The 13104-nt window shown below is 40.7% G+C and carries 10 protein-coding genes, 1 pseudogene and 1 riboswitch; of the genes and pseudogenes, 7 read left to right on the forward strand and 4 right to left on the reverse strand.

The window, feature by feature from the left end:
• The first annotated feature begins 92 nt into the window (after window positions 1-92).
• Window positions 93-644, forward strand: a complete 552-nt coding sequence (locus CWC16_RS08925; RefSeq protein WP_138541292.1) for a glutathione peroxidase — start codon at window positions 93-95, stop codon at window positions 642-644.
• A 302-nt stretch (window positions 645-946) separates the two neighbouring features.
• Entirely contained in the window at window positions 947-1927 is a 981-nt protein-coding gene (locus CWC16_RS08930) for a 2-hydroxyacid dehydrogenase (RefSeq protein WP_138541293.1), read from the forward strand.
• A 97-nt stretch (window positions 1928-2024) separates the two neighbouring features.
• Here the strand turns inward: CWC16_RS08930 and CWC16_RS08935 are convergent, their stop codons facing one another.
• Window positions 2025-3347, reverse strand: coding sequence for a sodium-dependent transporter (locus CWC16_RS08935; RefSeq protein WP_138541294.1), 1323 nt, complete (start codon window positions 3345-3347; stop codon window positions 2025-2027).
• Between the two features lie 138 nt (window positions 3348-3485).
• Here CWC16_RS08935 and CWC16_RS08940 point away from each other — a divergent pair, with 138 nt between their 5' ends.
• Window positions 3486-4229, forward strand: a complete 744-nt coding sequence (locus tag CWC16_RS08940) for a 4'-phosphopantetheinyl transferase family protein (protein WP_138541295.1) — start codon at window positions 3486-3488, stop codon at window positions 4227-4229.
• An 18-nt stretch (window positions 4230-4247) separates the two neighbouring features.
• On the opposite strand, the gene lysC is transcribed toward CWC16_RS08940, so the two are convergent.
• Window positions 4248-5645, reverse strand: coding sequence for a lysine-sensitive aspartokinase 3 (gene lysC, locus CWC16_RS08945; RefSeq protein ID WP_138541296.1), 1398 nt, complete (start codon window positions 5643-5645; stop codon window positions 4248-4250).
• A gap of 74 nt (window positions 5646-5719) precedes the next feature.
• Window positions 5720-5892: riboswitch (Lysine riboswitch) on the reverse strand.
• Between the two features lie 98 nt (window positions 5893-5990).
• On the reverse strand, window positions 5991-7238 hold the full coding sequence (gene nhaD, locus CWC16_RS08950) for a sodium:proton antiporter NhaD (protein WP_055015187.1): 1248 nt from the start codon (window positions 7236-7238) through the stop codon (window positions 5991-5993).
• A gap of 211 nt (window positions 7239-7449) precedes the next feature.
• Here nhaD and CWC16_RS08955 point away from each other — a divergent pair, with 211 nt between their 5' ends.
• The 4 genes from CWC16_RS08955 to CWC16_RS08970 all read left to right on the forward strand — a co-directional run bounded on the left by CWC16_RS08955 (window position 7450) and on the right by CWC16_RS08970 (window position 12708).
• Entirely contained in the window at window positions 7450-8721 is a 1272-nt protein-coding gene (locus tag CWC16_RS08955; RefSeq protein ID WP_138541297.1) for an MksB family condensin complex protein, read from the forward strand.
• A 3-nt stretch (window positions 8722-8724) separates the two neighbouring features.
• The gene (locus CWC16_RS08960) at window positions 8725-9273 is read left to right on the forward strand and encodes a condensin complex protein MksE (RefSeq protein WP_138541298.1); all 549 of its coding nucleotides are present in this window, start codon (window positions 8725-8727) and stop codon (window positions 9271-9273) included.
• The gene (locus CWC16_RS08965) at window positions 9270-12047 is read left to right on the forward strand and encodes an Mks condensin complex protein MksF (protein ID WP_138541299.1); all 2778 of its coding nucleotides are present in this window, start codon (window positions 9270-9272) and stop codon (window positions 12045-12047) included. The genes CWC16_RS08960 and CWC16_RS08965 overlap by 4 nt, the downstream gene beginning before the upstream one ends.
• A 109-nt stretch (window positions 12048-12156) precedes the next feature.
• The gene (locus CWC16_RS08970) at window positions 12157-12708 is read left to right on the forward strand and encodes a DUF4136 domain-containing protein (RefSeq protein ID WP_055015191.1); all 552 of its coding nucleotides are present in this window, start codon (window positions 12157-12159) and stop codon (window positions 12706-12708) included.
• 191 nt (window positions 12709-12899) lie between these two features.
• Here CWC16_RS08970 and CWC16_RS20050 read toward each other — a convergent pair.
• A pseudogene (locus tag CWC16_RS20050) lies at window positions 12900-13104 on the reverse strand (IS110 family RNA-guided transposase); the annotation flags it as partial.

Below are 13104 nucleotides of genomic sequence, written 5' to 3' on the forward strand. Positions count from 1 at the left end.
AAACTAGGCTCCGATTATGTCAATCGGATGGTGAAAAAGCGAATGAAAGTCTTTATAAAATTTCCACAAACTGGAAATTAAGTAGGTAACCTATGGATAGCATTTATCAATTTAACGCACCACTTTATAACAGTGAAAGTTTCTCCCTTAGCCAATTAAAAGGTAAAACCATACTTATTGTAAATACAGCCAGTAAGTGTAACTTTTCTATGCAGTTAAGTGCTCTTGAAAAACTTTATCAAGAATACAAAAAAAGCGGATTTACAATATTGGCGTTTCCGTGCAATCAATTTGGTCAAAATGAACCGCTTGATAATTTAGCCATTAAAGACTTTTACCAAGCGCAATTTAATGTCTCGTTTGAGGTGTTTGGAAAAGTGATGGTCAACGGACCTGAAGCGCACCCGCTTTTTAATTATTTAAAAGCGCACACACGTGGTATTTCACAAAACCGCGCCGTAAAGTGGAACTTTACTAAATTTTTAATTAATTGTGATGGGCAGCTGGTTGCACGTTACGCTCCACGCACCAAGCCCGAAACACTTAAACAGGTCATTGAGGCAAACTTACCTAGCGCGGTGAGCGCTAATAATTTAAATAACGCTAAAATAATACCCAACTTTAATGCATTAAAAGGTGCTTAATTATTCTAAATCAATAAACCGGTGGTTACTCAAGCATGCTTTATTAAACTAGTTTAAGGTTATGTATAATACCAATGCACAATAATACTTAATTATTTTTGGGGCTAAACGTGTTGCTATCTGCGTTAAAAAACTCTCATTTACGACTACATGAATGCAGAAGGTAGAGCAATGCAGGAGCAATTGCCGAGAACAACTAAATAGCGAATTTTTTGCCTTGCTATCAACACGTTCTTCCATCCTCAAAATAGATCTCCTGATTATGCGGATTGCTATAACAGCTAGGCTTTGGAGTAAATAACATGAACATTGCTTTTTTTAGTACGCAAAAATACGAGCAGCCATTTTTTGAGCGCAGTATTAGTAAACACCCTCAAATAGAGGTTTGTTACTTTGAGCAAGCGCTTAACGAGCAAACAGCACTGCTTGCTAAAGGGTTTGATGCGGTGTGTGTATTTGTAAACGACACGGTTAATGCCGTCGTAATAGAGCAATTGGCAGAGCTTGGTGTGAGCACTATTTTACTTCGCTGTGCGGGGTTTAATAATGTTGATTTAGTTGTCGCTAAAGCACACAACATTAAGGTATTACGAGTACCCGCATACAGCCCAGAAGCCGTAGCTGAGCACTGTGTGGCACTTATGCTTACCCTTAGCCGTAAAACACATAAAGCCTATAACCGCGTACGCGAAGACAACTTTGATTTAAACGGTTTATTAGGTTTTAACTTACATGGCAAAACAGTTGGAATTATAGGCTGTGGTAAAATTGGCCTTGCACTTTGTAAAATATTAAATGGCTTTGGCGCGCATATTTTAGTGTGCGATCCTTATGCAACACCTGGCAATTACACCATTACCGATTTAGATTCGCTGCTTACGCAAAGCGATATAATTTCACTGCACTGCCCATTGAACGAGCACACACACCACTTAATAAACGATGACGCGTTTAATAAAATGAAACCCGGCGTTATGCTTATTAATACCTCGCGTGGCGCGCTGCTTAATAGTAAAGCGTGTATTAACGCACTTAAAACTAAAAAGCTGGGGTATTTAGGGCTCGACGTGTACGAGCAAGAATCTGAGCTATTTTTTAAAAACCACAGTGACGAAATAAATCAGGACGATATATTCTCGCGCTTAGTCAGTTTTAAAAATGTATTAGTAACAGGTCATCAGGGCTTTTTTACCCAAGAAGCACTTACCGAGATTGCCAATACAACCATACAAAATGCGCTGGAAATAAGCCAAGGTAAGCCCCTAACTAATGAGGTTTTATAAGTTATTTAAATATAGAAACAAAAAAGCGAAGTGAGTTTATAAGTTCACTTCGCTTTATTAATTTATTTTTAATGCTAGCTCTATGGCTGAGCCATAATCACCCAAACGCAACGTTAGCAAATACTAGGGTCATTAATATTGGGCACACAAAACGAATGTACTGAGCAAACCAATAGTGAACCCCTGTTGTTGCCTCGTGTAATTTATTCCCACGCTGCCACATCCAACCTACCGTAATAAAGTAAAATAACCCCATTAGCGGTAATTGGTATTGGGTAAACAACATAATTACCAAACCAAATAACCATTCAAAGTTTAGTATTATTGCGCTTGCACATACAAGCACAACTAAACTTACAGCCCACGTGGCTTTGGTGCGATCAACTTGATGATTTTCGACTAAAAAGGCAACCGGGATCTCAGTAGTTGATATAGTAGATGTAACCGAGGCAATCGACATAAGTACAAAAAACAATAAGCCGACTAATAAACCAATTTCGCCCATCGTGCTAAATAGTTCTGGGAGAATGGCAAAAATAAGCTGCCCTTCGCCAATTAATTTACCGCCGTTAAACACTTCAACGCCGTTATGCTGCGCTACATAAATGGCAGGCACAATGAGTAAACCGGCTAAAAATGCCACGCTTGTATCGAGTAGTGCAACGCTTGCGGTTAGTTTTGGCAGGTTTGCATTTGGCTGTAAGTAAGAGCCGTAAATCATCATGCACCCTACACCTAACGAGAGCGAAAAGAACGCCTGCCCCATTGCTGCAATAATTAAATTAGGGTCGAGCACTTGGTTAAAATCAGGTATTAAATACGCGGCAAAGCCTTCGCTTGCGCCATCTAGGCTAGCTATATAAACAATTAAGCCAACCAATAAAACTAGCAGTAATGGCATTAAGCGGCGCGACCAGGTTTCAATACCCGACTTAACCCCTTTTAAAATAATACTGGCTGTTAAAATAAGCATAAGCGGGGTAAATATAAAATTGCGCAGTACCGAGTCGCTATGTAAAAACTCGCTTGCGCCATCAAAGCCTAAAAATGACGTTATGGGTTCAATAGCGTATGAAAGCATCCACCCAGCTACAATAGAATAAAAGCTAAGCATAACCACAGCGCCCGCAAGGCCTATATACCCCGCCGCAGCCCCAACTTTTTTGTTGGTATTTTGCCACGCATTCCCTAATGCTTTTACTGGGTTTGCTTGTGCTTGGTGCCCTAAATAAAGCTCGGTATAAAGTGCAGGTAGCGCAAGTAAAAATATAACAACAAAGTAAACCAATAAAAATGCACCGCCACCATGGTTGGCCGCTTGCGTAGGAAAACCCCATATATTACCTAAACCCACTGCTGCGCCTGCAGCGGCTAAAACAAAACCAAAACGGCTTTGAAATCCATCACGCACTTGTGCCATACATCTACAAATTCTGTTATTCTTTGATTATTGTGAATTAAACCATATTTAATGCCAACTGAGTAATAAAATTGCTGCTGGCATAAATAAGCGCTGTTAACCGCTCATTATTACAGCACTCTCTTAATTTAAGCGTGTATGACTAACCATTTTTTTAAAAACACCCTAAGTATTGCTCCCTCTTTTTATAGCGATTTACCCCGTAGCAACAATACTATTTTAGTGTTTAATGCCAACACACTTAAAGTAGAACACCTCGATTTAACCCAGTACCTAAGCCCATTTGAACTAAGCGTTATAAATCGCCGTAAACGCATGCAAGCAAAGCAAGAATATTTAGCATCGCGTATATTGCTAAAGCAGCTTACAAAGCATACTCAGCCCCAATACGCGCACGTACCGCTTAATAAAATGAGCACCCACTTTAATGAAAAATGCTCAAAACTTCAGCTCCATGTAAACCGCAGCGTTATTAATACGTGTATTTCGCACTCACATGGCTTAGTGGGTGTAGCTCTTAATGTTACTAATACAGAGTTTGGGTTTGATATTGAAAAAATAAGCTTAAAACGCCCATTCGAAAAGCTCGCTAAACATTTTTACAATAAAGCTGAAATTGACTTAATTACCGCACCTACTGCTATTGTGGACCAAGCGTACACATTCTTTAGAATTTGGACTTTAAAAGAGGCGCTCGCTAAAGCAACTAACCGCCCTATAGCGCAATTGCTTAGCCCAAATGTATTTAGTGAGTTCTCACAGCAAAACCTTGTAGCAACGAGCAACAATATAGCGTGTGCCAATGCGCTATTTGACGTAAGCGTGGCACATAAAAAAAGCACCGACTGGCGGTGCTATGTGCTTAATAACTTAGATACTTAATAACTTGGCTTTATAAGCTTAGGCAGCGCTTTCTAATAAGCGGCTATGTATTGCTTGTACTACAGTATCAGATTCGCCCTGCTCTACTAAAAAGCAAAGGTTGTGCTTACTTGCACCGTGGCAAATTAAACGAATATTAAACTCTTTTAGAACATTCATTAAATTCATTTCGTGTTGACGAAGCTGTATTTCAGAGCCTATAAGCGCCACTAACGTTAAGTTATTTTCAACCGATACATGGCAAAATTCAGCAAGCTTATCTAAACACGCTTGCTCAAGCTCAGGGCGCGAGGCATTGGGCGCGTTATCAAGGGTAATGGCTACGCTTATTTCTGAGGTAGTCACTAAATCGACCGATATATTAAATTCACTTAAAATGGTAAATACACGGGCCAAAAAGCCACTTGCTAATAGCATTTCTGGGCTTTTAAGTGTGAGTAATATTTGGTTTTTACGCTGCGTTACCGCGCGAATACCCGGCTGGTGAGATTTTTCGCGCTCAATCCACGTCCCACCGCGCTCTGGCTCACGGCTTGAGCCGACAAATACATTAATGTGGCTACGGCTGGCTGGTAAAATAGTGGCTGGGTGCAACACTTTTGCGCCAAATGTAGCCATTTCTGCGGCTTCGTCAAAGCTTAAACGGGCAATTGGTGTTGCTTTTGCACACAAACGAGGGTCGGTGCTAAATATACCCACTACGTCGGTCCAAATATGTACGCTTTTAGCGTTAATTGCCTCTGCAAGTAATGCTGCGCTGTAATCTGAGCCACCACGGCCAAGCGTGGTTGTTTGGCCAAACTCGTCGCTACCAACAAAGCCTTGAGTCACAATTACCTGCTCATCTAAAAGCGGAATTAATACTTCTTTAGCCGCTTGCGCTGTGGCTTTAACATCAGGTGTTGCTTTACCAAACTGGCTGTCGGTTTTAAGTACTTTTCGTACATCAAAACGGTCAGCATTTAAGCCCTTTAAACGCAGCACTTGCGCAAATAAGTAAGACGACAAGCGCTCACCAAAGCTAAGTAATTCATCATGCTGTTGATCTGTAGTAAGTGTTTCAAGGGCTAGTGTTTGGAATGCTTTTAATGTTTCGTTAAAGCCTACGGCTAAATCGGCATCAAGCGACAACTCATCTAAAATAGCCTGCTGAATAGCCAATACGCCATCAATGTGCTCTTGGCGTTGTTCTTTACTAAGGTCGGGTTTGCACAATGCAACTAAGTGGTTAGTTACGCCAGCACTGGCGCTCACAACAACAATACGTACGCTTTTATCTGCAACAATAATTTCGCTGCAACGATTCATCGCTTCAAAGTTTGCAACACTGGTTCCGCCAAATTTGGCAACGATGTAATCTGATTTTGCGCCTGATACTGTTTGTGGCACTGTTCGTGGCGCTGATTGGGTAGTCATTTCGTCTCCTTTCGCGGTATCCAGACCGCTGAAAAACAAGAAGAACTTGGCAAAGGAATATATTTGATGTGTCCGCTGCCAGAAGCTCTCCACCTAAGTTGGTGACAGTTTTGGGGATTCAGCCCCATAAACCGAAAAACATTGTCGACGTAACTTTGTTTTCCTCGGCGAGTACTTCCCTCTTTAATGGTTATGGGCGTTCGTCACCTACCATTAAATACCTAAGTATCGCACCTCTTCTGAATGCTTTATTAACCATTGGCTAAATAAAACAAAGCCCCGCTAATTAGCGGGGCTTTGAAAGTTATCGTTTAGACGTCTAGGTGTCAAGCATTTATAGTAAAATTAAACAAAGCTACCCATAAAATATGCGCCTGTATAACCTACGGTATAACAAATTAATAATTGCAGTGATAATTTAAAATAACTAGTAAAAGTAAGTGCTTTAAGTTTGCTCATTGCAATTATACCCGCTGCTGAACCAATTATTAGCATTGACCCACCTACCCCTGTTGCATAGGTAAACGACAACCAATGCTGTTGGCTCATTACTATATCTGCTTTTAATAAGGCTGCGGTAAGCGGTACATTATCAACCCCTGCAGATAATATGCCCATTAAGTAGTTAGCGTACTCAGGTGACATTATTGCGTATAAATCGGTAAATTTACTTAAAATGCCAATCTCTTTTAATGCCCCTACCAATAATAAAACCCCAACGAAAAACAGTAGCGTGTCGTATTCTATGTCGCGCACAAAGTCTATTATGTCTTTGTTTATATCTTTTTTACGCATTAAAAATTGCGCCACTAAAAACATAACCGACAAACCAAATAAAAATGTAAGTAGCGGCGGTACGCTATAAATTACGCTAAGCGTTAACGTACTTACCACGGTTGATAAAAATATAATGGCAATAGTAATGTCGGTTTTTTCTATGCGTTTTTTTTGCGAGCCTTGGAACTCTATTTTCCCTTTCATACCAATAGAGAGCAAAAGCGCTAGTAACATCACACTTATAAACGCAGGCGCTATAAGCAGTAATAAGTTGGCAATAGACACTTTGCCATCTAAAAATATCATTAAGGTGGTTACATCACCGGTTATTAACGATACACCGCCAGAGTTAACCCCAAACACAATAAGTGTGGCGTATTTAATCAGCTTTTTAGCTTCAAGCTGTAACGACATAACCACAGCAAGTGATATAAGGGTAGCGGTTACGTTGTCAGAAATAGACGAAAACAAAAAAGCAAACCCGCCCACTAAAAACATAAGTTGTCGCTCGCTAATGCTTTTAGGCATTACCCGATGCACTATGTTTTCTATAAACCCTTTAGAATTTAAATACGCAACAAAAGTCATGGCGGCCATTAAAAATAGCCACAGTGAGGCTATTTCTAGTATGTTTTCGTTTAAAAGGTGCTGAATTTCGGTGGGGCTTTGCCCATGAAGAGGGTTAACAAAAAGTATAATCCAACAAAGCGTGCCAAAAAATAGCGTTGTTTTAGCTTTATTTACGTGAATTATATCTTCTATAACGATCAGTAAGAAGGCAATCGCTATTAGGGTTAAAATTATCGAGGGGACCATGGTAGTTAAATAACCTTTGATATAGTTTTAAAGAACACACAAAAATCACTCCTTTGTGCGTGCCCAATTTCGGCGCGAATTTTAGCACCGCCCTCATGCAAAAACTATTATTAAATGGTCTTAAAAACGAATACTATTTACTGGTAGAATACGTAATAATGAGTCAACTTTAAGAACTCAATAATAAAATACTAGGATGTTGTAACCTCATATGATCCCAGCTAAAAAGCTGCTAAATACCCTTAGCGAACATTGGGGTGTTTTAGAGCTATTATTTAAACGTTTTAAAATGGCCGACTTTAGCCTAAAAGACGTACAAAATGCCATTAAGCAAAAGCAGCCAACATGGACAAACGAGCGCATATACAAAGAAACTAATCGTCTGCTCAATCAAGATATACTTATTCCATTGGCTAAGTCTTCGCAGCTTGAAATTAACCGTGCAATAGCCGATTTTGCGACCTTTTTATTACAAGAAGAACACCTAGGCTTAGCACAAGAAATTAGCGTTTTAGTGGATGATTTAGCGCGCCTAGGAAACCGTTTGGATAACGCAGGTAGCATGGAAGATTTTGACGATTTACGCCGCTATAGCCGCATTATGGATGATCGGGTGCGTAAAATAATGAAGCTTTACGCACACAACGAAAACGCCATATTAAATATTGTTGAGCAGGCTAAATCTGATCACGCTGTGCAATCTTTGCAAAAGCGATACAAAGCCGTAATAGAGGCCTTTGACGAATACATAGAGCCCATGCTTGAAATGGTCGATATTAGTGGCGATTTTCATGCCTGCTTTACACTTATTGAGCAACAAATAAGTAAGCAAATAGAGCACATTGAACGCTCAGGTAAAGCGTACAGTGACAAACGCATACTTGAGCAATTACGTACCCGTATACTCGAAATGCATTTGATTGGCCGAGAAAGCTTACGTAAAAGTGCCGATATGCTTATGCCACTACGCGAAGAGCTACGCCGTAATAACTTAATTACCCGCCAAGCGGCAAAAGTGCTTGGCCTGGTGCGTAAAAATGGCGTAGATAACATGCTAAGTGCGGTGCAACCAAACTTTGTAAGTGATGCGCAGCGTAACTCGCTTGGGCAACCGCGCCATATAGTAGCCTACATGGCAAGCTTGGTAGAATTTGAACACGAAGAATACCAGCTTCCAGAGCAACAAGACGTACCGGCATTTGTAACGCCTAACATTCCTGATTACCACGATGTTAAAAAAACCTTTGCAAAACGCTTTAATAAAAAACGCAAAAAGCCTCAGCCATTGCTGCAATTTTTAGACGAAAGCTACCCCGAGTTAGAGGCCGACGAAATGCTATTTTTATATCAAAAATTAGTTAGCGACAGCGATGTACTCATTAGCCAAAGCGATGAAAAAGCGCGCATAAAAATTGCTGGCCAGCATTTTTCGTTATACCCATTTAATTCAGCGCCTCAGCCAGAGACAAAGGCAGACGAGTAACACATGACACATATAAACCTAGACGAGCTAACACACCTGCAAGCCATTAATAAAAAATTAGGCGCGGGTTATCATATTTGCGAACAAGACAACGTAATGTGGCAAGAACTTGACCAACACATAGAATCTTACAGCGCCTTATTTAGCGCCCTGGGCCACGATTTAAAACATGACAGCCGTGGCTTTTACTATTTTGCCAGCGACGAAAGCACACCAAACATGGGTAAAATATCCCGTGCTATTGCGCTAACCATTTACATTTTAATTGAGCACTTTGCCAATACAGGTAAAGACCCAATGCACGCCCTATTTGATGAAGTAAACGATTTAGAACTTATGCAAACCTTAGTGCAAATTAACAAACACTTGTTTGATCAGCTTGAGATATTTTCGGGCTCAGATTTACGAAAAGACGTTTACCTGCGCATGGTACGTTTAGGCCTTGCCCGCGAAGTAGAAGGCGGCTTTATGCTACAAGCGCCTATTCACCGTTACATTGATGCACTCATGGAAGTAAACGAAGAAACCTACATTACGGAGGACGAGCAATGAAAAACTTATACGGACTAAGTAAACTCGCCCTACTTAATACCGCAGGCTATGCAAAGTGTGTGATCCCGCTTGATAAAAGCAGCTCTATTTGTGCGCCAAATAATACCGGTAAAAGCTCGGTTATTAACGCCCTGCAGTTTCCGCTAATAAACGATTTGCGCCTAACCGAGTGGGACGGCCATGATTTAGATGAAACCCGTAAATTTTATTTTTCATCGGATCAATCGTACATTTTACTTGAAGCTAACCTCCCTCATGGCTCAGTCGTAATTGGGGTCGCAGGTCTTGGTAAAATAGCTGGTTATGCGCATCAGTACTTTTGTTATCAGGGCAAACTTGATTTAGCGCAGTACACGCAAGGTAATACCATAATTAAGTTTACCAAGCTGTTTAATCATTTAAAAACGCAAGGTTACAACCCAATAGAGCTAAAAGCACAAGAGCTAAACGCCCTACTTACCGGCGGCGCTACCCCGTTTGATGGCGATATTAATTTAAAAATGATACCGCTTAATAACGTGCAAGACTCAGCCATTTATAAAGAAATATTTAGGCGTATTCTTAACTTACACAAATTAGGCGCAAGCGATGTAAAACGCTTTATGTTACGTGTGTTTGAGCGCCATATGTCAAACTCTAAAGTGGACTTTTATGAAGTATGGCGTCGCTCGTTTGATAAAGTAAACCGCGCTAAACGCGAATTAAAAGCGCTTGAATCAATGCAAGAGCCTATAAGTGCGCTTGAATCAATGCTTGAAAACCAAACCGTGCTTAAAGGTAAGTTAGCAGCCTACGCACCTAAAATTGACCAAGCACTAATAGACTTTGACACCTACCAAGAAGAGCAACTAAGCGAACTCGCCATTGCCCTTGAAGATATAGAGCACGAAAAACACGAGTTTGAACAAAAGCAAAGCTTATACGTGCAGCAATCGCGCGATATAGAGCGCAAACAAACCCAAATTGAGCAATGGTTTTTAGATTACAGCGCCCTAAAAAGCGAGTTTGAGCTGGTAAATAAGGCCACGCTTAAAACTAGCCTTGGCCAGCTTAAGCACGATTACGAGTCGCTTTCGCACTCTATTACCAGCGCACAAGGGCAAAGCCTACATACGCTTGATTACCGCATTAGCGAAACCCAAAAACAAATAAAAAGTTTAAAACTACAGCTTAAAAACCTTGAGTTTAATTTGTTTACTCGTATGCGCGAAGACTTATCACTTAAAGAAGTAGAAGAAATATCGCGCATTTTAAATCCCGACCTACTCTCGTTCGCAACCACCAGCCAGGGCGATATAACCATTGATGACGAAGACGCCTTTGGGGAATTTTTATCGCTATTAAGTGAAAACGTTAAAGGCGGTGTGCTAACCCTTCCAGGGGCAAGCATTAAGCTTAAAAAACTCTCGCCTGTACAAATGCAAAGCGGCGAAAACAAAGCCCAGCTTAGCGCTCAATTAGACGCGCTTGAACGCTCCTTAAAAGAGTTTAAACAACAGCGCGAAGTAGCCGCCAACGTGGCCGATAAACAAAAAGAAAAAGATGCGCTTTACGATGAACTATTGAGCGCAGAGAGCGCACTTAAACGCTTAGAGCAATTTGAGGTAATGCAGCAGTCGGTAGAAGCGCAAGCCATGCTAAAAGAGCAATTATTAGCAGAGCGCGAACAAGTTGACGACTACCTGCAAGATATTCAAAAAAATAGTGGCTCAATTGCAGACAGACGCTCGTTAATTAAATCAAAGCAAGAGCAAATTAATCGCCAAACTGAGCGCCTACGCCAAGTTAAAAGCGAACGAATTGATCACACACTCGATTTATACAGCGGTAAAGTAACCCCATACATGATTGATATAACAGTCGACTTTGATAACTTAAGCGACCTAGTACATCATTTTAATAAAGACTGCCAAGAGCTGCGCAATTTTGACATAAACGTGCGTAATACCTATTTGCATGTATATAACGCAGGCATTACTAAGTTCGATAACGAAAACGACGAATTTACTAAATACCAAAAGTTGATTAGCGCGTTTCATAACCTTGATAACGAACGCGATGCTGTTGAGCGCCAAGGCCGCGTAGCCCTGACTGAAGTAGCCGCAACCATTAAAGGCTTGCGTGAAGATTTAGACCGCCTTCGTCGCGAAATGAACAGCTTTAACAAAGGTATAAGCCAGCACCGTATTTCTAACCTGCAAGCGTTTAAAATTAACGTGATACCGCGCAAGATGCTGGTTGATAGTATTGATACCATTATCAGCACGTCGCATCAGTTTGAGCAAGGCGACACCCTTGATTTATTAAGCCAAGAACCCTACAGCGAAAGCGCGGTAAACGAAGCAAAAGATCACTTAATCAAACTTGCCTCAGACAAAGCTGGCCTAACCTTAACTGATTTGTTCGACATTCGTTTTGAAGTGGTAAACCGCGCAGGTGAAACCGAACACTTTGAAAAAATCGATTCAGCCGGTTCAAACGGCACACGTATCACCATTAAGTTATTATGTGGCATGTTGTTTATTCGTTACTTATTAAGCGATCAAGAACAAAACCTTTACCGTATACCTATTTATATAGATGAAGCGGCCGATATCGACCCACAAAACCAAAAAGCAATTATAGAAACCGCATTGAGCTTTGGCTTTGTGCCAATTTTTGCCTCGGTTAAGCCGCAGGTAAGCTGTGATTACATTGTGCCTATTCGTTCAGTAAAGGATGGCGCACAAAATTGGGTAGACGAAAAAGACTGGATAGAAGTTGAACACAGTTAATTGGCCGTTAAGGCAAACTAACTAAACTAAAATTTAGGACGTTAAACTAATACACATTTAAACCATGTGTGTTATTTTTAAATTAACGCATTTTATTGGAGCAAAGGTAATGAAAAATATACTTATTGTTGCAGCGCTGGCATTACTTACAGCCTGTACGCAAACCCCAGACTGGGATTACGACAAATCAGCCAACTTTAGTAATTTTAAAACATTTGCTTGGGTAGAAAACGCGAGCCTAACCAAAGACACCACAAACTACCAAATTAACGGTTTAATGGAAAAACGCGTACGTACGGCTGTTAATAAAGAACTTAGCCAAACATTAGGTATGACCCTAGTTGACGCCGCACAAGCTGACGTATTAGTTAACTACCATGCATCGGTAGATAAAGAGCTTGAAGTAGACAGCTTTAACGTAGGCTACGGCGCACGTTGGGGATACTGGGGTACGGGTTTTCAACGCGATATTAGCGCCCGCGAATACGAAGTGGGTACTTTGGTGATTGATATTATTGACCGCGAATCAAACCAACTTGTATGGCGCGGTGCAAAAGAAGGCCGATTAAAGAAAAAACAATCGCCTGAGCAACGCGAAGCATCAATTAAAGAAACAGTCGCTAATATTTTAAGTAACTTCCCGCCGCAAAAGCAGCAGTAAGTTAAAATTGGCGTTAAGTAACTTTTAAAAGCTCACAATATGTGAGCTTTTTTGATGCGTGTATATTTTGGTGCTGCAGAGCTAAATAATTACGAGCTGTGCTCATCACGTCAGCAAGCTGCATGTCTACAAAACATCGGTTAAGCTTTACTTGTAGATACCATCTCTCATTTTAAGCTTCAAGGTCGTATTTAACTTTCTTGGAGCTTAAACACTTCTTGGTTTTTTATTACACCAAAACATATATGGATGAGCTTTCGCATATTTGCACACACAGCTTGCATCGGTGTTTTACCGTTATTTATTAATGCTAACTTGTGTTGTTTTATTCTTTTATTCCATTGTCCAGCGACAATAGCTGCCATATAGAGTTTGCAGCGAATTCTGGCTGGCCCA

The sequence above is a fragment of the Pseudoalteromonas sp. S3776 genome (assembly GCF_005886915.1).
Taxonomy (GTDB): Bacteria; Pseudomonadota; Gammaproteobacteria; order Enterobacterales; family Alteromonadaceae; genus Pseudoalteromonas.

Bases quoted from the DNA above. Each gene is read 5' to 3' on its own strand.
- lysC (WP_138541296.1), bottom strand. From the start codon at position 5,645: ATGACTACCCAATCAGCGCCACGAACAGTGCCACAAACAGTATCAGGC.
- CWC16_RS08940 (WP_138541295.1), top strand. From the start codon at position 3,486: ATGACTAACCATTTTTTTAAAAACACCCTAAGTATTGCTCCCTCTTTT.
- CWC16_RS08935 (WP_138541294.1), bottom strand. From the start codon at position 3,347: ATGGCACAAGTGCGTGATGGATTTCAAAGCCGTTTTGGTTTTGTTTTA.
- CWC16_RS08925 (WP_138541292.1), top strand. From the start codon at position 93: ATGGATAGCATTTATCAATTTAACGCACCACTTTATAACAGTGAAAGT.
- CWC16_RS08930 (WP_138541293.1), top strand. From the start codon at position 947: ATGAACATTGCTTTTTTTAGTACGCAAAAATACGAGCAGCCATTTTTT.
- CWC16_RS08965 (WP_138541299.1), top strand. From the start codon at position 9,270: ATGAAAAACTTATACGGACTAAGTAAACTCGCCCTACTTAATACCGCA.
- CWC16_RS08960 (WP_138541298.1), top strand. From the start codon at position 8,725: ATGACACATATAAACCTAGACGAGCTAACACACCTGCAAGCCATTAAT.
- CWC16_RS08970 (WP_055015191.1), top strand. From the start codon at position 12,157: ATGAAAAATATACTTATTGTTGCAGCGCTGGCATTACTTACAGCCTGT.
- CWC16_RS08955 (WP_138541297.1), top strand. From the start codon at position 7,450: ATGATCCCAGCTAAAAAGCTGCTAAATACCCTTAGCGAACATTGGGGT.
- nhaD (WP_055015187.1), bottom strand. From the start codon at position 7,238: ATGGTCCCCTCGATAATTTTAACCCTAATAGCGATTGCCTTCTTACTG.